General features: G+C 30.4%; 19 protein-coding genes. All 19 read left to right on the top strand.

Annotated features, from left to right (window positions below; all coding sequences use genetic code 11):
- The first annotated feature begins 67 nt into the window (after positions 1–67).
- Positions 68–736, top strand: a complete 669-nt coding sequence (locus tag RT714_RS15500) for a recombinase zinc beta ribbon domain-containing protein (RefSeq protein WP_313758871.1) — start codon at positions 68–70, stop codon at positions 734–736.
- Between the two features lie 265 nt (positions 737–1001).
- Positions 1002–3119, top strand: coding sequence for an AAA family ATPase (locus tag RT714_RS15495; protein ID WP_313758869.1), 2118 nt, complete (start codon positions 1002–1004; stop codon positions 3117–3119).
- Positions 3116–4870, top strand: a complete 1755-nt coding sequence (locus RT714_RS15490; protein WP_313758867.1) for an ATP-dependent helicase — start codon at positions 3116–3118, stop codon at positions 4868–4870. The genes RT714_RS15495 and RT714_RS15490 overlap by 4 nt, the downstream gene beginning before the upstream one ends.
- A 208-nt stretch (positions 4871–5078) precedes the next feature.
- Entirely contained in the window at positions 5079–5915 is an 837-nt protein-coding gene (locus RT714_RS15485) for a hypothetical protein (RefSeq protein WP_313758866.1), read from the top strand.
- A gap of 28 nt (positions 5916–5943) precedes the next feature.
- Positions 5944–6858, top strand: coding sequence for a hypothetical protein (locus RT714_RS15480; RefSeq protein ID WP_313758864.1), 915 nt, complete (start codon positions 5944–5946; stop codon positions 6856–6858).
- A gap of 32 nt (positions 6859–6890) precedes the next feature.
- Entirely contained in the window at positions 6891–7034 is a 144-nt protein-coding gene (locus RT714_RS15475; RefSeq protein WP_313758863.1) for a hypothetical protein, read from the top strand.
- A 58-nt stretch (positions 7035–7092) separates the two neighbouring features.
- Entirely contained in the window at positions 7093–8346 is a 1254-nt protein-coding gene (locus tag RT714_RS15470) for an HNH endonuclease (RefSeq protein ID WP_313758862.1), read from the top strand.
- 69 nt (positions 8347–8415) lie between these two features.
- The gene (locus RT714_RS15465; protein ID WP_313758861.1) at positions 8416–8775 is read left to right on the top strand and encodes a site-specific integrase; all 360 of its coding nucleotides are present in this window, start codon (positions 8416–8418) and stop codon (positions 8773–8775) included.
- Positions 8776–8780: 5 nt separating this feature from the next.
- Positions 8781–9977, top strand: coding sequence for a hypothetical protein (locus RT714_RS15460; protein WP_313758860.1), 1197 nt, complete (start codon positions 8781–8783; stop codon positions 9975–9977).
- 176 nt (positions 9978–10153) lie between these two features.
- Positions 10154–10381: a hypothetical protein gene (locus tag RT714_RS15455; protein WP_313758858.1), complete on the top strand. Its 228-nt coding sequence runs from the start codon at positions 10154–10156 to the stop codon at positions 10379–10381.
- A 129-nt stretch (positions 10382–10510) separates the two neighbouring features.
- Positions 10511–10669 carry a hypothetical protein gene (locus tag RT714_RS15450; protein ID WP_313758857.1) on the top strand — a complete coding sequence of 53 codons (159 nt, stop codon included), beginning with the start codon at positions 10511–10513 and terminating at the stop codon, positions 10667–10669.
- A 103-nt stretch (positions 10670–10772) separates the two neighbouring features.
- Positions 10773–11807 carry a DUF4365 domain-containing protein gene (locus tag RT714_RS15445; RefSeq protein WP_313758855.1) on the top strand — a complete coding sequence of 345 codons (1035 nt, stop codon included), beginning with the start codon at positions 10773–10775 and terminating at the stop codon, positions 11805–11807.
- A gap of 1017 nt (positions 11808–12824) precedes the next feature.
- Positions 12825–13739: a Kiwa anti-phage protein KwaB-like domain-containing protein gene (locus RT714_RS15440; protein WP_313758854.1), complete on the top strand. Its 915-nt coding sequence runs from the start codon at positions 12825–12827 to the stop codon at positions 13737–13739.
- Positions 13740–13756: 17 nt separating this feature from the next.
- Entirely contained in the window at positions 13757–14299 is a 543-nt protein-coding gene (locus RT714_RS15435) for a hypothetical protein (RefSeq protein WP_313758853.1), read from the top strand.
- A 148-nt stretch (positions 14300–14447) separates the two neighbouring features.
- On the top strand, positions 14448–15266 hold the full coding sequence (locus tag RT714_RS15430; RefSeq protein ID WP_313758851.1) for a Hachiman antiphage defense system protein HamA: 819 nt from the start codon (positions 14448–14450) through the stop codon (positions 15264–15266).
- Positions 15256–18624: a DEAD/DEAH box helicase gene (locus tag RT714_RS15425; protein WP_313758850.1), complete on the top strand. Its 3369-nt coding sequence runs from the start codon at positions 15256–15258 to the stop codon at positions 18622–18624. The genes RT714_RS15430 and RT714_RS15425 overlap by 11 nt, the downstream gene beginning before the upstream one ends.
- Before the next feature lie 547 nt (positions 18625–19171).
- On the top strand, positions 19172–20515 hold the full coding sequence (locus RT714_RS15420) for a DarT ssDNA thymidine ADP-ribosyltransferase family protein (protein WP_313758848.1): 1344 nt from the start codon (positions 19172–19174) through the stop codon (positions 20513–20515).
- Positions 20516–20518: 3 nt separating this feature from the next.
- Positions 20519–21658, top strand: coding sequence for a macro domain-containing protein (locus RT714_RS15415; protein WP_313758847.1), 1140 nt, complete (start codon positions 20519–20521; stop codon positions 21656–21658).
- A 675-nt stretch (positions 21659–22333) separates the two neighbouring features.
- Positions 22334–22757 (top strand): sigma-70 family RNA polymerase sigma factor (locus tag RT714_RS15410; RefSeq protein WP_313758845.1); only part of this gene is annotated, 424 nt, incomplete at its 3' end.

Below are 22757 nucleotides of genomic sequence, written 5' to 3'. Positions count from 1 at the left end.
TGTTTATGCCATTTCTATATCACTTCGTCCCATATTATTTTTAGTCACATAGCCATCAATATGTGACATGTCACATATCTCTAAATATGCACTAACAGAAATTCTGGTATGTAGTGAATGTGGACATCCCTACAGAAGACAGGTCTGGTCCAAATATGGGCAAAAATCTGCAGTATGGCGATGTGAAAATAGATTAAAAAATGGAACGAAAGCAAGCTGTAAGAATTCACCTACACTAAAGGAAGAACCACTACATAATGCTATAATGACAGCTATTAATAATGTAGTAGAAAACAATGGAGATTTTATAGGAGCATTCAGAGAAAATGTCATAAGAGTAATGGGTGGATACTCCACCAAAGATATCCCGACAGAATATGATGATCAAATAGAATCCTTACAAAAAGAGATGCTATCCTTAATTGAAGAAAACGCAAAACAAGGAGCTGTAGCAGAAGATTTTGATGATGAGTACAAAAGGATATCAGAAGAGATAAATGAGCTAAAAAAGGCAAAATTAAGGCTCGTACAGGAGAAAAAGCAAGCAGATAGATATGAACAACGGCTAATGGAGATGGACAGCACTTTAAAGACTGTGAGACCACAGGTAAGAGAATTTGATGAGGACTTGGTAAGGAGACTAATTAAGAGCATAAAAGTAAACAAAGGCGAAAGATTAGGGATACAGTTTGAATCAGGGATAGTGATGGATCAAATAGTAGATTACTATGATTAAGGAGAGTGGGAATAGGAGCAGTAACGGTCAGAAGTATGATGGAAGATAGATTAACTGCTCCTGGAGTAATTGAATATGCTAAGACTAAAATCCTTAGAATGGCTGAGAGTTTTAGTGTTGGTGGATTTATTTGTGATAAAAAACAGAATATTTGGTAAGTAGTACGAATCTATGTTGAGAAATGCTAAGATATGGTATAAACTTATAGTAATGATATTATAAAACTAATATACCAGCTTTCTTAATTGAAAGAACAAATATACTAATGGAATATAAAGGAGAAATGATGATGTTTATATCAAATATTCGTATTGAAAACTTTAGAAATTTCGATAGTATTTCGGTTGATTTCAGGGATGGAATTAATCTGCTTATTGGACAAAACAATGCAGGAAAATCTAATCTTCTAAGAGCACTAGCAATTATATTTGATAGTTATTCGAAGAAGCAGTTATCAATAAATGATATTTACAATAACATATCTTTGGAAGAATTAAAGCTACATTCTCCTAAGGTAACAATAACTGTGCTTTTATCACAATCTGAAAATGAAAATTTGATGGGAGACGAATTGGTTACTGTCAGCAATTGGCTGATTTCCTTACAGGAACCGTATTTAGCACAAGTACAATACGAGTTCTTTTTACCAGAGGCTCATGAAGCAAAATATAAAGATCATATGCAAAGTGTATCTACCAAAGAAGAGGCTTGGAAAATTATCAATGATAACTTTATAAGATTATATATTAATAAAACATGGGTTGGTAATCCTGAAAATCAAGTACAAATTGATGGCGAAAGTCTTAACAAATTCGATTTTCAATTCTTAGATGCTATTCGTGATGTTGAACGAGATATGTTTTCTGGTAGGAATACACTACTAAAGAACGTGATTGACTTTTTTATCGATTACGATATTAAATCTGATAAGAATCTTACAGACGAGCAGCAATTTGAACAAATAGCTAGTAGAAAAAAAGGATTTGAAGATATATCGGAATCACTTGTAGAGAAACTTCAAGAACGTCTTAAATGTGGAAATAAGGAAATATTATCATACGCAGATGGTATAGGGGCATCATTTGATAAATCTCAACCTGACTTTGAAGGTAAGATTACGGAGAGTGAATTATATTCCGTTTTACAATTAATTGTAAAACAAAATACAGGCATGAGTATACCAATATCAAACAATGGACTTGGTTATAATAATTTGATTTTCATGTCATTGTTATTGGCTAAAATGCAAGTTGATTCAGACGGAAGATATTTAGGAAGTAATGCTAAGGTTTTCCCTATATTGGCAATAGAAGAGCCAGAAGCCCATTTACATCCAACTATGCAATTTCAATTTATTAAGTTTCTAAAGAAAAACATTAGTGAAAATAAAGTAAAGCAAGTTTTCATAACATCACATTCAACACACATTACTTCGTCAACACAGTTAGACGATATCATTTGCTTGTACAAAGAAAATGGAAGGTGTGAAGTTGCATACCCTGGTAGAGTGTTCTTTGATATTGAATCAGATGAGTCAAAGAAAGATAAGCCTGATAGTAAGAAATATGTTCAGAGATTTCTTGATGCAACTAAATCGAATATGCTATTCGCAGAAAAAGTAATTTTTGTAGAAGGGATTGCCGAACAACTATTGATGCCTATTTTTGCAGATTACATAGGTAAATCCTTAGAAGATAATCATATTTCGGTTATTAACATTGGTGGGAGTTATTTTGAGCATTTTCTTTACTTATTTGATAGTAACAAGGAAAATACAATTAAACGGAAGATTGCTTGTATTACGGATTTAGATCCTACCCGAAAAGAAAAAGATAAAGAAAAGGCAAAATTTAAAAAATGTTATCCTTTTGAAATGAGTGCTGATTCATCGAGCTACGATTATGAGTTGAACTTAAATATGGAAAAGTATGAAGAAGGAAAACATCCAAATATTCGATCCTTTATGCAAGACAAAACCTATGGGAAGACTCTTGAATACCAATTGGCTTTTGAAAATGAGAAATGCAGATTACTATTAACTCCATCGTTACAGAATAAAGATGAGTTAAATGATTTAATGACTATGATTGAGGAGAATAAGCCATTAGATGATATGTTGGCTAAACTGCGGGGAAGCGATGAAAATAATAGAATTTTAGATTCTATAACAAAATCTAATGGAGATTCTTGGAGTGATGAGATGAAGAAAAAAGCGATAATTGCTTCAAGATACTTAAACTCTGTTGGGAAAGGCGAGAATGCTTTGGAATTGTCATCTGAATTGAGAGAGAATCTATCGAAAAAGGATACGGAAGGATTCGTTGATTTTAATGTACCGATATATATTAAAGAGGCAATAGAATGGATGTGTGAAGATATATGATCATTACATCGAAAGATAAAATATGTATTGAAGAAGACTTCAAAATTGAGGCTGGGCCGGGAGCAGGGAAAACTGAGTTCTTGGTAAATCACATTAAGAATGTTCTTCAAAATTCAACAAGATTATCCTGTGCACGAAAAGTGGCATGCATAACATATACCAATACAGCTGTGGAAACTATCCTTAGAAGGATAGGAAAAGGAGTTTCAAATCAAGTGGAAGTATCAACAATTCATAGCTATTTATATAGAAATGTTGTAAAACCTTATTGTTCATTTATCCCAACTGAATATGAACTATGTTCTAGCAAGGTGAATGGTCATGACGAATTTTATATCAGCAATAGATATATTAACGAATGGTTTGATAATGAAGATTTAAGTGAATTAAGGCATCCTAATACCAAAAATCAGATTCTTAAAATGCCAGCATATAACCAAGCTCTACAAAATTGGTTATTATCAATGCAATGTGTTTATAAAGAGGGGGCTATTTTATTTGAGTGCAATAATACAAAGGCTGTCGGATATGATAAAGCTAGCAATACCCCATTAAGGATTAGTGCAAGTAACTTAAGAATATTATCTAATAAAATAATAGGTCTAAAGAAAATCTATTGGCGAAAAGGGAAGCTTGACCATAATGATGTATTATTTTTTTCATTTGTTCTTATTGAGAAGTATCCTTTTATATTAGATGTACTTAGAGCAAAATTTGCGTATATGTTTATAGATGAATACCAAGACACCAACCCTATCCAATCATACATTGTAAATGAAATAAGAAAAAAAGATACTGTAGTAGGAGTAATAGGTGACAAAGCACAATCAATTTATAAGTTCCAAGGTGCAGACCCTTCCTTATTTGATTCATTTGAAGTCAATGAAAATAATGTTTATACTATTAATAATAATCACAGGAGTACAAATCAGATTGTAAAGCTTCTGAACAATATACGTAACGATATAAATCAAGAGTCATGTAAAGATATTGATGATATTGAAGCTGTTATATATGTGGGAAATAGAAGTGTTGCATATAACAAGGCATGTGAACTCTGCTGTGGAGAAACGATGGTCTCCCTTTCTAGAGATAATATCAATTCGAATGCCATGAAAAAAGAAATTGAAGGGAATGACTTAAATAGAAAGTTACTCGAAAAGTACTCAGAACAAGACAGTAATAGTGAACGAAGGAATTATATAGTGTCTTTTATTCAAGCTGTGGAATTAGCAATAAACAGCAAATATAAAGAAGCCATAAAGAGCATAGAGTGGATCTTCAGGAATGAAGAGGATCCAAAGAAAACAGCACTTTTTTCATTAACAACAATGCTTAAAATTTATAATCAATATTGTGATGATATGTTAATGAAATTTTATGAATTAACCTGCTCAACGCTAAGTGCTAACTTAGCAGGTTTTAGAAAAGGTGCTGCAAAAGATTTCTATGAGAACACGTTGTATAAAAACTTGGCAATCTGTATTAATATCACAGAAGATATTAGTAATCATATAACAATTCATAAAGCAAAAGGGGCTGAATATGAGGATATTATTTTAATTAATAACAAGGATATTAAAAACTTTCTGTTAAATCCTGATTTGCATAATAATGAAGAGCATCGAATAATTTATGTGGCGATGAGCAGGGCAAGGAGAAGATTGTTTATACAGATGGAAGAACTAAGTGATAAGGAGGAAAAAAAATTATTCGATAAATTTAGCTATTTGAATATTGAAAGGTTATGAGATTAACGAGAATCAATTTTTACAAGAATTTTGAAAAGAGGAGCTAAATATCTCACGGAACAGTGATAATATAGTGAATATAAAGGGAATGATTAATCTTTTTTAAGTATTAGAACTTAAAAGGTAAGTATCTTGATAGAATCGGAGTTCGGTCAACAGCTAGCTATATAGAAAAGTTTGAAGTTAGATTAGATATTGGGGTGGTTAAATGTTAAGCATTGAAGAGTATATTGCACGCAGAAAAAAAGAAGACAAGATTAATGAATTCGATTTTGATGCACGCACTCATAATATGAAAATATGTGTAGACTACATCTTTGAGTACTTCAATAATTATCTTAACACTACTGAAGCTGAAGAAAAAACAGTACTTCATAGCGAGAAATTGGAAAAGTATCGCAAACAGCTAGATGAATATGAGTTTGAAGTTAAAAATTGGGCCGTTAGTATGTATGATGAATATGGAAAGCAGGTTCACAGGTATATAGGTAATATATTGAAGGAAGATGATCTATTTTATATATATAATACTGATGACGAATTTAGAAGTGTCTCATATGGCTGCTATACTAAACTTATTAAGAAGCTTCCATTTATTAAGGAACAGACGGAAATGCTTTTTCTCTTTATTAAGGAATATCATAGGGTTCAAGGTCAAAAACATTTTGATTTTGGAGTGCCAACAATAAGCGAAGAGATTAGTGATTGGCTCGAAAACACATGGACAAAGCACCAGGTAAACCTTGCTGCATTTGCTTATAATTGGATTAACGGGTTTTATGATAATGAAGGTATGTGGCCTGCTTACCATAGGAAAAAAAGTCAGCATTCATTTAGAAAGTATGACTATGATTATAAGCAAAAAAGCAACTTATTTAATCTCGACTCCTTGTATAGAAAAATGCCTAAAAAATCTTTCATTAAAGGAAGAAAACAGGAACTTGAAATTCTGTTTATGTACTATTGGCTTCATGATATGGAAGGTGATGATTATTATTGGAATGAGTATTTGGAGATGGTGTTGCCTGCTTTAAAAAAGAAATAGGTAATTACATATTAGACGGGGTGAAAAAATGAATGATAAAGAAATAATTCTTTCAAAAATTGCAGAAGTTGTTAACAGACCAGGTTTTTTTATAAAGAACAATTCAGAATTTAAGGCTAGATTAAAATGCACTGGACTTAATGATTTTTATCAAGAATATGTAGATTATCTAGTGCCTTATTTTTACAATCAAGGTTATGCACACAAATTCGAGAATAATAACGAGGAATATGATATATTTCTAGGTTTAGATAGTATTTTTTCAGATTTATATAAGGAAAATAGGCATGAGGATATTATCAATCTGTTAAAAGAAATAACTAAATCTTTCAATGTGAGATATATTTCTGAAGATCTTGATGAAGACTTTGAAGAGCTAGCCAAACTATACGAGATTTTAGGTTTAAGTATAGCCATTGAATTTGATAAAGTTAAAGTTTCTGTTTGTATGGAAAGTGATTTTACCAGAGTAAGTGAGTTGTTTTCTGTAGAGTCATGGATAAAAGGTAACCACATAGAGGTGTATGATGCGTATAAATCAGCAATTGATGCTTATACACATGGCCATTCAGGAGCTTGTATTGAATCATGTAGAACATGTATTGTAAGTATATTTTCAAAATATAAGGGGACTGAAAGTTTTGCAAAGTGGATGAGAGGTGTTTTTAATACTAGCGGAGACAGTGCAACTGCATCAGTCGCTGACTTAGATAGAGCTTTAAAGTCAGATTTGAAAAAAGAAGAGTTAGCTGATTTTTTTAATGAAAATAAAGATGGTAAGCTGACAAAGACAAAAACAATTTATATGATTTACTCTATGATGTCTGATTATGGGACCCATAGAAATGAAAATACTATTGAATCGCCAACAGTTGAAGATGCACTGTTTTGTTTGAGATTAACGGATAGCATTTTATTTTGGGTATATTCAAAAAATAAGTAGTGATTTTTTTATAAGTGAAGGGTGGATAGAATATGTCTGATGTAAAAAATGCATATAATCAAATTAAAGATTTTATGAACAATGAAATAGAAAAAACATTATTGTTACGTGGAATTGCTGACAACTTACTTGACAAACACCGCATCAAACTTATAAAAAATAGATTTGAAGATTAGTCTTTAAATTACAGACAAAAAAATTATAAAAGATTGATTAAAGGAGATAAAGGTGACAATGAGCGAGATGGACTGTGTCTATTGCGGTAAAGTTATTACAAAAAGGAGCAAAGAACATATTGTGCAAAATGCTCTTGGAGGATTATATGAGTCCGAAGAAATATGTTGTGAGAAGTGCAATAACTTTCTTAGTAAGAATGTTGATGCACCGTTTACAAAGATATTTAATCCAATAATAAGTCGTATTGATAATTTTACGAAAACCAATAACAAAAAATCACATCCATCATGTAGTGGAAAAGCAATTTATGATAATGAGATTTATGATGTTGTGATAAAAGATGGAAAAGTAGTTAGCTGCATTGAGTTGGGTAGAAAATTAAAGTGTGATATCTCAAAATTGAAATTTGAAATTGTAGCATATGATTTCCAGATTGATAATAGCTCGTTTAAAAGTGGAATTGGTAAAATTGCTTTTAATTTTGCCATGGAAAAAGGGATAGACTATGAAATCTTAAGTAAAGGTATAAGCATAAAAGAAAAAGATGGAGAAGTAGACAGTATTTTATTCAGCTTCCCAATAATCCCGTTTGTTGCGCTAAACCCGATGGATGATTATATAGAATTGAATACAAGGATGGAGTTGTATCATAACTTGATTTTATTTAGCCAAGATAGTAATCTTTGGTGCTATGTGGATTTGTTTAATACCTTTCAATATTATGTGATTTTATCTAATGAATGGGATGCAAAAGAACCTGTTCTTGAAACATATCTGCAACTTCTTCAACAAATTGATAGAACAAAGCCTGAACTGTATATAAGGAAACCGAAACATATTCTTGCTTATGCAATGTTTTTTAATGTTGAGCCCTGTATGAATTTGGAAGAATTCAAAAAGCGTGTTGAAGTAGCAGTACAAAAGGAATCTTTGAAGAAGAATATGTCTGATGTTCTTTCAGCAAAATTGGGTTATGATTATTTTAATATCGACAAAATAAAAGATATGAAGAAGGAAGAAGCGAGATTATATTTGAGGAATGAAAAGGGACTCAGTCTAAAAAGTTTGTTGTTATATTTTGATGAAGAAGATAAATTTAAAGACAGCACATTTAGGCAAGTAACTTGTGTTGGAGATAAATATAAAATTGTATCTTATCCGCTGCTTATAAATAAACTTTTAAAAACGGGTTCAATCGATGTACGGGAATATACTTATAAAAAATTTGAAAGAGTAAATGCATTCCTTGCTGGTATTGATAGGTTAAATGAAGGTGATGATAATGACGATAAAGAGCAGGATGAAATATGAATTCTAATTTGACAATGAGATAGATTAATACAAAGTCCAATTTGAAAAGAAAAATGAGGTGATGAATCATTGAAAAAAGACTATTTTGATGCACTCGAAGAAGTTTATACCGAAGGTGGTATAGGAAACACAGTTATGAATGAATTTTATGACAATATTGTATCTGGTGGAAGTGAAAGGCAATTTGCAAGGCTTGCTGTATATATGGAGTGGAAATACGGAATTAAGTCTATAAAGCAAATAAAGACAGAACATATATATGAGCTTTTAGAGCTTTTCAGAGGAGAAGGTTATAAAGATGCAACTCTTAAAAGCTATATATCAGCTTTTAGACAAGCTTATAAATGGCACAGACACTTGTTCTCAGAGTATTTTGAGATGCCGTCAAACACAGGGTTTGAAAAATGGGCAGAGAAAAGAAAGGTTTAAAATGAATGATTAAAGTAGCAGGTACATTGAAAGAAATTAAATATTTTTGGAAAAATAGAAAAATAAAAGATAATGAGAGCTGCCCTTGTGGAAGTGGAGTCGAGTTTGTGTCTTGTTGCAAAGGGAAACCTTTGAAGGCGATTAATAAATCTACAAAACCAGCTGATGTGCAAATAATGGAAAAGATGCGCTCTAAGATGAAAAGATGCTGTATGCATCCCGATCAAGCAAATTGTAAAGGGAAAATAAAAGGAGCTCATGCATTACAAAATAATAAGATTATTTCACTATTAGCAGGTTCTGAACGTCATGTATATATGTTAAATGCAAAAAAGAAACCATTACTTATACCTATGCCTAATGGTGAAACAATTCCTATTGTTGAGTTGAGCAAAACAAGTGCGAATGATGCTACCACAGAAACTTGTTTTTGTGACTTACATGATAATATTGCTTTTGCAGTTATCGAAAAAGGTGCGCCTGATTTTGATGAAACAAGTGAACAAATGAAATTTATATATGCTTATAAGGCATTTATTTTTGAATATTATAAACAAAAAATAGCGTTTGATATTTTTCGAGACAATTTTAAGGAGAATCCTGCAATATTCTTGTCTTTGAATATGGTGGGGATGTATCGAATACTCCAACTAAAAGAGCAAGAATTTAAACCAATCAAATCCCACTTTGATGAACAGATAATGGCTGGAACATTTGATGGGGTAGTTACATGTGCAATAAAGATTCCAGAGCAGATTAGATTTGCAGGTTATGCATATATTGCACCGGATTATGATATGAATGGAAAGAAAATAATGCACACTGTGAAGGGGATTATGCATAGATTGGCTATTACCATTTTCCCAGAAGTAAATCAATCGTGGTTATTAGTAAGTTGCCTCAAAAGTGAACAATTTATCTATGAGAAATTATTTCAGCAACTTAAAACAGCTTCATTAACCAAATTGAAATTTTATATCAATTTAGTGTTGCCATTATATTCAGAAAATATGGTTTTAAGTACGGAATTATGGGAGTCATGGGATGATGAAGTCCAAATGGCATATACTTACTATGCAAATCTAAAAGGAAAAGATGCTGTGGTGATTGGAAAGGGAATAGGTTTTCGATTGAAAAATGCTTTTCATCAAAAATCTGATGACGCGTACTATAATTCACCTAAGATCAATTTATTTGTATGAGGAATATATCCAATTAGAAATAGATACATAAGAACATTCTTCAAAAAACTGCTAAGACTAAAGCCCTCAGTATGCTGGGGGTTTTATTGTTGGCAGCTTTTATCTTTACTAAATTAAACATCGATATATAAGAGTTGTCATGCTAGAATTGACATAGTTATTAATCAAAAAATGAAGTGATATGTGCTGGAATTATTGAAAATATACCTTCCACCAAGGGGGTAATATCAACCTACGACATCTTTATTGTCACCTCAAGGCACGTTGAGACGGTTGTATCTCTCTCCCACAAAAAAGCAGACACACATATCAACATAAATGTAGAGTTTGGTGATGATAAAGGGCAGATTCCTATTGATGAGATAGCAAGAAAAACTGAAGAAGGTAGATATAATAAAAATTAACATAATGGAAATAATTTGTTGAGATATGTATAATAAATGTAAAGTGAATAAGGAGTATGAATATAAGCTCTGAAATTATAATGTATTAAACCGGTGATGAGTTGACAACTATAATTTATATGTAGGATATTGTGTAAATTCCTAAGACGAACACAATTTAGAATTTGGGCATATAGCAGACTTAAAGAATATAACAAATATAGAGTTTTGCATATAGAAAATGCTTCTAAGTTGGAGAAAGAATATATTAAGGTATTAGGAGATATGGAAATGAAATTACTTGAGTGAAGGAGATAATTAATTCTTAGTTGATGAGTTTAGGGATATAAATTATAATATCTGATAGATTAACAGAAACTGAAAAATAATATATTAATGGGGGCTGGTCGAAATGCCGAAGTGGAGAACAAGCAAACAAACAGAGAATAAAGGGATTATTAAGTTAAAAGAAATAGTAAATGAAAATAACTGTATTTATAGAGATGTTCCAGGAGAAACAGATACTGGCATAGATGGTTTTATTGAGTTTGTTGACAGTGAGAATGTTACTGGTCAAATAGTTGCTGTTCAAGTTAAGACAGGTAATTCGTACTTTAATAAAACAAATAATGAGTTTGAACTGTATATTGATAAAGATAAACTTGATTACTGGAAAAATTATATGTTGCCTGTAATTATCTTCTTTTACCTACCACTCGAAGAAAGGGGTGCATGGGTGCCAATTAAAGAATTTATTGAACATGAAGAATACCATGGCAGAATGCCTATAACGAAAATTAAGGTTTCAATTAATCGAGAGCTGAATTGTAATAGCTTTCCTGAGTTGAGAGAGTACACTAGGATGAATTATGATTATAAATTTTCACTTACATGGTTAGATAAGTGTATATACGGAGATGAAAAAGACATATTAGACGCCTTTTTAATTTTATCTAATCACCCATACACAAGAGATAATAAAGTGACGTTATTTATTGCTCGACATTTATTACATCATAATAATGAAGAATTATTAAAAGAAGTTTTGTGGCTGCTGGGGTATGGAGCAGGAAGAAATAGATGGTCTTGGAATCCTAGTAATTATAATGAAAGAAACACTATCGACTATGCATGTGAGATTTGCTCAAGTATAAGTGAGGAAGAATTATATAAATTATTATGTGTTATTGACGATGAAGATTTTTATGGGCCAATGGCATTAGGGGAACGATATCTTGATGTAGTAAGTTGTTGTGTTGATACTGCTTTGCCTATGTTATATAGAGTTGCTGAAAATAAATTAGAACCATTTCAGAGAAGACTAAATGCTTTATATTTATATTATGGATGTGATGATGAAGAAATAGAAGAAGCATTCGAAGAAAATAATTATGACAATTCTTTTGAGGATTTATTTAAGTACATGTTCAAAAAAGAGGATATTTAAATTCTACCTATACAATAGGCGAAATAATCGACAGTAAATTTATATGACAGGAAGGTGAGGGGTAAATGCTGAAACTGGAAGCTAATTTCTACTATAGAGGATGATTCATTATTGAAATTCGCTGTGATAATTTCAAAGTAAAAGTAAGATGTACTTTACATTTTATTAATTAGTAGAAATGTTTTCAATTCTTCTATAAAACTATGGATCTACTTTAATAAGATTTCATGATGATGGTTTGTGGGGATATGTTTTCAAATTTTAATACCGTTGAGACGGTTGTGAAGTTAGAAAAACAATAGAGCTTAGTAACACCAATGAATTGAAAGGTTTTAGGGCGTTGAATGGACAGATGACATTCAATGCCTTTCTTGTACTCGGGAAAATGTTCATTAAATATATGAGTATTACAAGGTGGAAATAATTAAGGATGATTTTAAGTGTTTTGAATTTATTGGATAGAAGAAATAGAAGATAACTTTGATTATGAGTATAAAAGAATATCAGAGGAAATAAACCAGCTTAAAAAGGCAAAATTAAGGCTAATACAGGAGAAGAAACAAGCGGATAGATATGAGAAGAACAACTAGATGAAATGGAAAGCACCATAAGGACAGTAAGACTCTAGGTAAGAGAATTTGATGAAGACCTAGTAAGAAGATTAATTAATACCATAAAAGTAAATCGAGAAGAAAGGTTAGAGATACAATTTGAGTCAGGATAGAGCAGTAACAGAATAAGAGAAGTTACTACTCTGATGCCTATAATATGCCAAGATTAAAGTTCTCAGATAAGGCTGAGGGTTTTAGTGTTGGTATATTTTGTAGAAATATGTCGACTGAATAATCTATATATTTGGAGAATAATGGGTTTTTGAGTTGAGAAAAGGGAGATTATACTATAAAATTAATATAGAACGATCCAATATTATATCAAACTCTAAGCAAGCCGAATAATTACTACTTATTTCCACAAGCATGCTTTAGTTTGTAAAGACTTCTAAGGGGGAAGGTAAGTATGAGTTTAAAAGAGATACATGAAATATTAGTGGATATAGATTTAGAAAAAAATGATCATTTTGTAGAATTATATTTAATAAATAAAAAGAATACAGAAGAATATTACTCATATAGGTTAACGGTGGAAAAAAAGCTTCAGGAAGAACTGATAGAGATAGTTTCAACAGCTATTTGTAACATTCAAGATAAAAATATTTGTGAATATAATCCTATAGGTCAGGTTGATTCGGTTATAGAGAAATGTAATTTAGATTATATAAAAAATGCTGAGAATGTTTTATCTTCAATTGAGGATGATTCTCCAAATAGACTGGAGTCACTACCTGAAATAAAAGATATACACAGTTACTGTACTAAAATAACAAAAGGTGACATATCTATTATATCATTTAGAAGATTTAATAAGCTAAGGAAATTAAGAGCAGGATTTATTGGAACCGTAGTTGAGGGTAGGTTCAAATCCTTGGATGGGGAGTTAATAGGATTATATAATGATGTAGATATAATTATATTTAATAATGATGTTTTTACATTAAATCATATTGCTTTAGAAAGAATATTCGATATAGGAATACAATTTAAAGAGAAAGCAAAAGAAACTATTCAAGATATAAAAGATAAAGATATTATAGATAATTTTGATAAGTTTGAGGAAGATGCATTAAATAATTTAAATGTAATAAAAAGATTAACTAAAATAAAGGAGAATCAAACATTACCCAAAATTTTTGACAACTTTGAAAATGTACCTAAGGTAATAGAATATTTTGGATTAAATATTGAGCTGAATCAATCCCAAGATAAAATCATTTATGTTGATAAGACTCAAATTGAGGATATAACATTACTAATGAACGATTCATACTATGAAACTATAATAGCCGGGGTTCCAGGGATTGATAAATTAAAATAGAAATGGAGGGGGAATATGTGAAATATTTGAAAAAGGCATTTTCAACCTTAGTTAAATGGATGATTTTTTTAACATCATATATTCCTTTATTTATTTTGATTATAATAAAAGATTTTAAGGATTTGACTATAAATAGTCTGAAGATTACTTTTCAAGGAAACAGGTTATTTATTTTAGCGTTACTAATACTATCCACTATATCTAGTTTAATAACTATAATATTATTCAAAGCAGAAAAATGCAAATCCCTGGAAATAAAGGAAATTGAAAAAGCTGATGAGAGCATACTAGAATATTTTATAACCTATTTGATACCATTATTAGAAATTGAATTAGGAAATGAAGTTAGCATATTAATTAATATAATAATATTTATAATAATAGGAGTTTACCAAGTAAAAGGAAACAAATTATATTTAAATATAATTTTGATATTTTTGGGATATAGCATTTATAGATGTAATTCAAGATATATTCTAATAAGCAAGAAAAGTATAGATGACATTAAAATGAATAATAAAATAAAAGTTAATTTACTAGGGAATATTGCAATATACTAGTATTTAGGATTTTAATATTATTATATTTATAGGCTAGTATTTAAAAAAACATTAGAAATAAAGGTAATAGTAAAAATTTAAAATAGTATTTAAACATATTATCTTTTAACAGATATATTGGACTGCCGACTTTAGAAGAGGTGATATAATGTCATTGCAAAGTGAACTGATAGGGCAACATCCAACAGAAGGACTATTTTTTGAATGGTTGAAGTGTGAAGATACAGAGTGTACTGACAAAAAAAGACATCGTTACTTATCAGAAAGAAATGAAAGTAAAGAAAAAGCTATCGAAACAGTAGCAAATTGGTTAGTTTTACACCATCTTTCCAAAAACAAAAAAGAGTTATTATATAGGAAACAACAAATTTTAGGAAAATACAACTTTGAAAAGTATGCAGAATCTTTTCAAGTTTTTCCTAAGTCAGACAGAACGAAAAAAGGTAATTTTGGTGAAATAATTTTAACGGAATATCTAAGTCAGGTATCAGGAATCAAGACATTAGTATTTAAGCTACATTATAATCCAAATGTAGATCAGTCAATGAAAGGTGATGATGTACTATTAGTTGATGAGGATAGGATTATAGTAGGAGAGAGTAAATTTCGGTCTACCCCATCCAAGAAGTCTGTAGAAGATGCCTCAAACTCAATGAATGATGAGTTATTGTTACCAATTTCTTTGGGCTTTATAGCTGATAGATTATTTGAACAAGGTCAGGATGAGCTTGCAAGTAAAGTATTTGATATACAATATATGATGAGTAAGTCTACTTTTGATATAAGAAATATTGGTTTTATATTATCAACAAAATTAATCAAAAATCATGTTGAAAGAAATATGAGTTCTACTAACAAAAACTTTATTTTTATTTCACTAGGCATGGATAATCCTGTAGATTTTATGGAAGATGCCTTTAAACGAGCAGAGGAACTTGTTATGGGGGCGGTTAGTAATGGATATTAAAACAGCCACAAGACTTTTTAAAAAATATGAAGAAGATAATACAATACAGAACTATATTGCACAGGCAAATTCGAGATTTATTCTCTATAATGCAAATGAGCCATTTGAAAATTTTCCTAAATATACAAGTAATTTAGATGAAAGATGTCTTCACATTGCTTTTTCATATTTGAGTTTGGGGTGGTATTTTTTTGTAGGAAAAGAAAAAAATAAAGCAATTTATTGCATTGAAAAGGCAGCAGAGATATTGGAGCATCTTTATGCTTATATAAACTGCAGAAAAGAATATAAGGAATTTTATAATTTAACTTGTGCATTAGCCTACTATGTATCATCACAATATTCTAAAACATTTATTGTTCTTAAATATTATAGCAATAATACACAACTAGCAAAAATATTAAAGATGTTCCTGACAAGAAATTTTGAAGAATTAGAAGAAATATTAAAACCCATAGAATTTTTTTCTGTCTCTTTTTCTGATTTTACTATTAAAGAGATGGAATCAGAAGTATACACGAAGATACTGGCTAAATCTATATCGGAAATGATACAGTTTATAATTAATGGAAATAAAGATAAATTAGTAGAAGCAAAACAAATATTATTAGATTTAATTGAATTATCACAAATAAATAATGAATCACATTTATGGTGGATATTTCGCTTATTATACCTGGTGTTTGTAGAATATGAAGAAGCTTCGCTATGGACAATACTCCCCCGGATTATAGAAAATCAAGAAAAATGCGATGAATATATTCATACTAATATTTACAAGCAACCTCCAGTTGTAGAGTTGTTTAAATCACAGAGAGATTGTATGTATAAAAGTTTAAATAATAGTGATGGCGTGGCAATTGGCATGCCAACTAGTTCTGGTAAAACTAAAATTGCTGAAATTGCGATTATAAAGTCCCTAATTGATAATCCTAACAGTCTTTGTATTTATATTGCTCCATTTCGTTCTTTGGCTAATGAAGTAGAGTATAGTTTGTCTAAGACGCTTAATTCTATGGGATACATATTATCTAATTTGTATGGAAGTGGACAAGCTACACAAATTGACAAACAATTAATAAATGAATCTAATGTTATTGTAGCGACACCTGAAAAGATTAAATCAATATTACGTGCTAATTCAGATATAGAGGAAAGAATAAAGCTTTTAATTGTAGATGAAGGACACTTAGTTGGAAGAGAATTTAGATATATAACTTCAGAATTATTAATAGAAGAAATAAAAATATCTATAAAGAAAAATAATGGGAAGATTGTATTATTATCAGCAGTTCTACCAAATTTATCAGATTTTGGAGAATGGGTAGGAGGGAGTAAAGAAAAAATAGCGAAGTCTTCATGGAGACCATCTGCACAGCGATTTGGCGAACTCGAATTTATAAATAATATAGTAAACCTAAAATGGGAAGGAGATCCTCCTTCTTTTAATGCTAGGTTTATAGATTCACAAATAGTAAAGCCTAGAAGAAAAACAAAAACAGGAAAAGTCTATAATGCAACTTATTTTCCTAACGACAAAAAGGAAGCTGTAGGTGCAACGGCCGTAAAAATGCTATCAATGGGTTCTGTTTTAATATATGTAGGAAGAACAAATATGGTTTTATCTCAGGCTAAGGTAGTTTCAACACTACTAAAGCAAAAAAACATAACTCACTATTGGAAAAATAAAAATGATCTAAACTATGTTAAACTAACCTGCGAGGAAGCCTTTGGAAAAGATTGTGAGATATATTCTCTTTTGTTACAAGGGATAGTTTGTCATAGTTCTAAAATTCCGAGGGATGTGAGACAAGGCATTGAGAAGTTAATGTCAAATGGTAATCCTAAAATAATAATTGCAACATCCACATTGGGACAAGGTGTAAATATTGGAGTCTCAACTGCAATTATATCCAATATATATTTTAATCGAAATGAGACTTTAGATGTAAAAGATTTTTGGAATATATCTGGTAGAGCCGGTCGAGCATTTGCAGATACGGAAGGTAAAGTTCTATTTGCAATTGATAAACATAAAGGAAATTATTCAATTCAAAATCAGTTAAATCAAAAGGGACAATATTTTAAAGAAGATAATATTGAAAATGCAGAAAGTGGTCTTCTGATGTTATTAACTGCATTATATAAGATAGCAAAAGAATGTGGGATAGATTATGAATCTTTTTTAGAGGTATTATCTGAAAATGTAGATATAGTACCTATAGAGCAATTTGAAGTCTTTTATGAGAAAAGTAATTTTTTGCTAGATTTAATAGATGATACTTTAATTTCTATGAGTTTAAAAAATGATGTTCAATGCCTACAGGATAATGCAGGTTGGATAGAGGAGATCTTTCGTCAGTCTTTAGCCTATATACAAGCTAAAGAGTCTACGAATATTACTCAAGAACAAGTTATAGAAATATTAAAGGCAAGAAACCAGGGTGTTATTAAGTTAGCTGGGACTTATCAAAAATGTAAATATATTGTATGTTCAAGTGTTCCAGTTAGAGCAAGTTTATTCATTGATGAGAACCTTGAAGAGATAATAGAATTTGTTTCAAAATATATATATTCAGATCAGGAATTTACTGATTTAGTAAGTCTTCTGGAATATCTTAATGTGCTTATATTGCAACTACCTATAAACATAGATTTTGAGTTTATTGAAGTAGATAATTTCTTACCTGTTACTGAAAAATGGTATAAAGGTGTTCCAATAAATGAAATTAGAAAGATTGATAAGAAAGCTGATATGATTTGTAATCAATATTATGGTTTTCATTTTCCATGGATTATTAATGCAATTTCAAAAAAATTTAAATTATTGGGTAAAATTGATGAAGCTACAGTTTTAGAAGAAATTTCGTTAATTTCTGAAATAGGAGTTCCAAACATTAAAAGTGCTAAAATATATTTGGCTGGGATAAGATCAAGAGAGTCTGCTATAGAATTATCAACTTTTATAGATGCCGATATTCAAATTAATATTAAAGATCAACTATTGGACTTTTTTATTTCTTTAGAAAATAAACAAATATATTGCTCTGAAAGAACTTATAAATGGTTAGTGCTACTACATGAGATAAATAAATATAATGTTACAAAAAAAATAAAAAGATTAGTTATCAATATTTCAGAAAAGAAAACGGGAAAATATAATGAGCTTTTTATAAAAAACTATAATAATAAGATATACATTTGTTCGTATAATTACAATATCAAACTTCCTATACGGAAGGAGTTTTATGATAAATATAAAGAATATGCTGATGTACAAGGATTGTTTTTTAAAAAGGTATCTCAAGATAAATGGGAGTTGAATACAAGAAATCCTTATATACAAATTATTGATTAGAAAACTATAGGTAATATACGACGAATATTATGAAAAGTAATTTAAATTACAAACAATAAAGCCTTCAAATATTAAAGTTTGAGGGTTTTATTGTTTGCAATTTAGTAGCTTGAATCATATTAAATTGTAAAACAAGGGTATTTATTTAATTTATCCTCCTTGAAAAAGATATAGTATATTTGAAAATACTTCTTTCCACCAAGGAGGTAATATCAATCTACGACATCTTTATTGACCTCTCAAGGCATTGTGAAGTAATTGTGAAGTTAGAAAAGAAATAAAACATAGTGATATCAATCGTTTAAGCCATTGGGTCTGTAGATGACATTCGATGGTTTTCTGGATATGAGAACATATCCATGGAAAACATGTGGTATATGCTGAGGCTAAAAATCGTTTTCATTCCTTCATGGAAACATATCCAAGAAAGAAAACTTAATAGTTGAGTAATCAGATTAGATGTGATAAGTTGGTGATAGAGCAGGTTGTATGTAGGAAATGATATAACTATTTATACAAGTTAATACGCTAAGGGGGAGTTTGTGTTATGAAAATACCAAATGAACATATAGAGAGGCACTTTTATCATTTTACCCACATTGAAAATATCGAATCAATTGTTAAAAATGGACTTTTATCTACAAATAAAAAGCATTTAAATGGCATTGAACACATCAATTTGGCCAATGAAAGCATTCAAATGAGAAGAAGTCAAATGGACGTTCCGTGCGAACCTTTTGGCACAATTCATGATTATGTACCATTCTATTTTTCGTCCATAAATCCTATGCTTTTAGGAGTGCTAAACAGAAAAAATATCGATCAACCATTTGTTGTATTCATTGCCATATCTATTAACAAACTATTAGAAAGCGATGCAATCTTCACCGATGCATCAGCCAATACAGTTATACTCCCAAATTTTTATCAAAATCCAAAAGATTTGAATAAATTAAATTGGAAATTAATAGACAGCAATAAATGGCAACGAGGTACAGATGATGAATTGCATTCACGTATGGCCGAAGTATTAATATACAAAAAAGTGCCGATCGACTGGATTGAAAGTTATATTGTTTTTAATGATATCTGTAGGAAAGAAATCTTAAGAATTTACGAAGAAAATGGGCATCAAAAGCCCAAAATAGCATATGAACCGTTTAATGGGAGTTACTTTTATTTTACAAAGTTTTTCATACCGGAAAGAAAAAACGAAACACTCATTACTGGTCCAATTTTTCTCGAGCACTATTATAGAGAAGCAATTAAAACTATAGTAGATAAAAGAGAAAAAATGGATTATAATAGCTGTTCCTTTATAAATATTGACGATGCATTGGACAAAATTGGTAATAACTTTTGTGTAATAAAAGAATTAGAAGATATTTTTGAATTAGAAACTAATAATAGAGCACATAGCCAAAATGTTAGTGATCATACAATGGAGGTTGTAAAAAATCTAAATAATGAATATTTTAATGACCTATCTGATAAAGATAAAAAAATAGTCGAATTATCAGCATATTTGCATGATATTGGTAAAGGCCCAAAGTCCAAGTGGAGGGATGGTATTCAACCTGTATACTCTGATCACCCCGCGGATGCAATTCCGATGGTAACAAGAATATTAGCTGAGGAGTTTAAAGTGCTTTCATATCATGAGATTAAAACGATTTGTTTACTTGTGATTTATCATGATTTAATTGGTGATATTCTTAATAATGGCAGAAGTGAAAAAGAATTATTGAACCTAGAAGTTAGTTGCAATGATTTTAACATGTTAATTGCGTTATCCTTAGCAGATATATCCGCTATTAATATATCATGGAATTGGACAATACAAGAAAAACTCAAAGAGTTTGTTGAAAAGATAAGAAAGGAGATTTCCTAAAAAATGTTAGAATTTGTTTCAGGAAATATTTTTGATTATAACGCTGACATCCGAGTAAATACCGTCAATTGTGTTGGTGTAATGGGAGCGGGAGTTGCTTTAATGTTTAAAAATAGGTATCCCGACATGTTTATTGATTATGTTGATGCATGTAAAAGAAATGAGGTTAAACCAGGTAAGCCTCATGTATGGGAACATTCCGACTTAATTTCCCAATGTACCATTATTAACTTTCCAACGAAAGTGCATTGGAAAAACCCATCAGAATATGAATATATTAATAAAGGCTTAACTTGGTTAAGACAATTCCTTTTAAACAAGGGAAACTCTACAGTTACATTACCAGCCCTTGGCTGTGGTCACGGAGGTCTTAAGTGGGAAATAGTAAAAAAAATGATTATAAAGTATTTAGGTGATTTAGACGCTAAGATACTAGTTTTTGAACCAAGTAGTTCAACAAATTCATTTAATAACAAAGCTTATGATGCAGAGCTTGAAAAGCGAGGCATTCATAAACTATTGCCTCATGATGAATTTTATCCATCAAAACTAATTGGGCGTTCGGCGCTTGAAATATATTATAAAGGCAACATTGAATTGTTAAGAAGTAAAAGTGTTGCTATTGTTGTAAATCGCAAATCAACAGATAGAGAAAAAAATGCTTTATCACTGGTCATAAATGAATTACCTACTAGTGACTTTGTTTTTATACTTGGATTGAGTAATAGCTATGAGACAGAACTGGCTAAAGTAATACTTTCAAAAGGTTTTCGGGTGGTAATATCAATTCCTTACGGAATTTTACAGTTGAAAGTTCGTAAAGATCTAGAAATGTACTGGGATTATCAAAAAATTATTGTATTATCAACGACAAGCCCAACACAAACATGGAAAAGCTATGAAAGTTTTAAATCGTTGCAATTTCGTCTGAAACTTGCAGATATTACGTTAATCAATAACTTAGAAATCCAAAGTATTGCTCAATATGAGAATGATATTAAGAAAGCAGATAACAAGGTGTTTTATGTGAATTACTGGGATACTGAAGTTGATTTTTTCAATAGGTTACCAGCACAAAGAATCGGAATAAATTCTAAAACAGGCAAACCCAATGTTTTACCATTATTATATTCACTATCTTAAAACTCTATCTAAAGGGTTGAAATTATATCAATAAATCAAAGCTGACTAAGCATAATTCGGTAGTGTGCCTATTAGTTTTACCTTATGCTCTACTTCACAGAAATCTGGGATTTGAATTTCACAGTGGAGATATCCTCATAGACGGCAACCTTTTCAATTAACTGCTTGACTGGTTGCTTGTCACTTTATTTTTGAAGTAATATAGATTTTTGATTAAAATTTATATCCTACCACCAAGGGGGCAATGTCACACTACGACATCAGAATTGACCTCTCAAGGCATGTGGAGGTCGTAATCCTGCTTACAAGGAGTGAAAGGAGTTGTAAGTAGATATGCGTCAATGCCCAAGAAGTTCAGCGTAGCGAAGGCTGATTGATACATTCTACGGCTGAGAATATAATTCTGATGACATATTGTGGTTCAGAGGAGAAATAATAGGGTTTGAGTATAACATATAGTGGTTTAAGGACGAAAATTGGGTCAAAAATCGGAGAAAAAATACCGTTTTTTGGCCTTTATTTTTGTGATGATTTATAGATGATATTGGATAATTAGAGAGATGATACCCTAAAATCTAAGATAATTCAGTATTTATTAGAAAATAAAATTGTTATTATTTAGATAAATTCATGTTATAGTTGAGTTACTACTTAATGCTCATGGGGGTGAAAAATTTGATAATTATACTATTTGGTGTAATGACAGAAGATGAAGTAGACTTTATTAATAAGACTTTTTCAAAAATGAATGTCAAAATGTATAATATTTCTTTTAATATATTAAAAAATAAATTTGATGCAGAAGAAGCTGTATCACAAACATTTTTAAAGATTATTGACAATATAGAAAAAATATCTGCTTTGCCATGTCCCCAAATAGAACCCTACTGCGTTATAATATTGAAGAATGAAACAATGAACATCATAAGAAAACGTAAGAAAATTGTATATGTAGAGGATGTAGGCTATTTTGATAACAACGAAGGAGATTATGATATTGAAGAAGAATATCTAGAAACAGTAAATAAAGAACAATTACTTTCCTGTATTGATAGACTCTCAGATGATGAAAAATTTTTTATTCATCTGCGATTTCTCA

The sequence above is a fragment of the Tissierella sp. genome (assembly GCF_032104385.1).
In the GTDB taxonomy this organism is placed as follows: Bacteria; Bacillota; Clostridia; order Tissierellales; family Tissierellaceae; genus Tissierella.
This window is presented reverse-complemented; position numbering and strand designations above follow the sequence as displayed.

Coding starts and splice junctions, on each gene's coding strand:
- RT714_RS15495 (WP_313758869.1), top strand. CDS start 1,002: ATGGAATATAAAGGAGAAATGATGATGTTTATATCAAATATTCGTATT.
- RT714_RS15475 (WP_313758863.1), top strand. CDS start 6,891: ATGTCTGATGTAAAAAATGCATATAATCAAATTAAAGATTTTATGAAC.
- RT714_RS15480 (WP_313758864.1), top strand. CDS start 5,944: ATGAATGATAAAGAAATAATTCTTTCAAAAATTGCAGAAGTTGTTAAC.
- RT714_RS15460 (WP_313758860.1), top strand. CDS start 8,781: ATGATTAAAGTAGCAGGTACATTGAAAGAAATTAAATATTTTTGGAAA.
- RT714_RS15485 (WP_313758866.1), top strand. CDS start 5,079: ATGTTAAGCATTGAAGAGTATATTGCACGCAGAAAAAAAGAAGACAAG.
- RT714_RS15490 (WP_313758867.1), top strand. CDS start 3,116: ATGATCATTACATCGAAAGATAAAATATGTATTGAAGAAGACTTCAAA.
- RT714_RS15470 (WP_313758862.1), top strand. CDS start 7,093: ATGAGCGAGATGGACTGTGTCTATTGCGGTAAAGTTATTACAAAAAGG.
- RT714_RS15425 (WP_313758850.1), top strand. CDS start 15,256: ATGGATATTAAAACAGCCACAAGACTTTTTAAAAAATATGAAGAAGAT.
- RT714_RS15500 (WP_313758871.1), top strand. CDS start 68: ATGTCACATATCTCTAAATATGCACTAACAGAAATTCTGGTATGTAGT.
- RT714_RS15430 (WP_313758851.1), top strand. CDS start 14,448: ATGTCATTGCAAAGTGAACTGATAGGGCAACATCCAACAGAAGGACTA.
- RT714_RS15415 (WP_313758847.1), top strand. CDS start 20,519: ATGTTAGAATTTGTTTCAGGAAATATTTTTGATTATAACGCTGACATC.
- RT714_RS15440 (WP_313758854.1), top strand. CDS start 12,825: ATGAGTTTAAAAGAGATACATGAAATATTAGTGGATATAGATTTAGAA.
- RT714_RS15420 (WP_313758848.1), top strand. CDS start 19,172: ATGAAAATACCAAATGAACATATAGAGAGGCACTTTTATCATTTTACC.
- RT714_RS15445 (WP_313758855.1), top strand. CDS start 10,773: ATGCCGAAGTGGAGAACAAGCAAACAAACAGAGAATAAAGGGATTATT.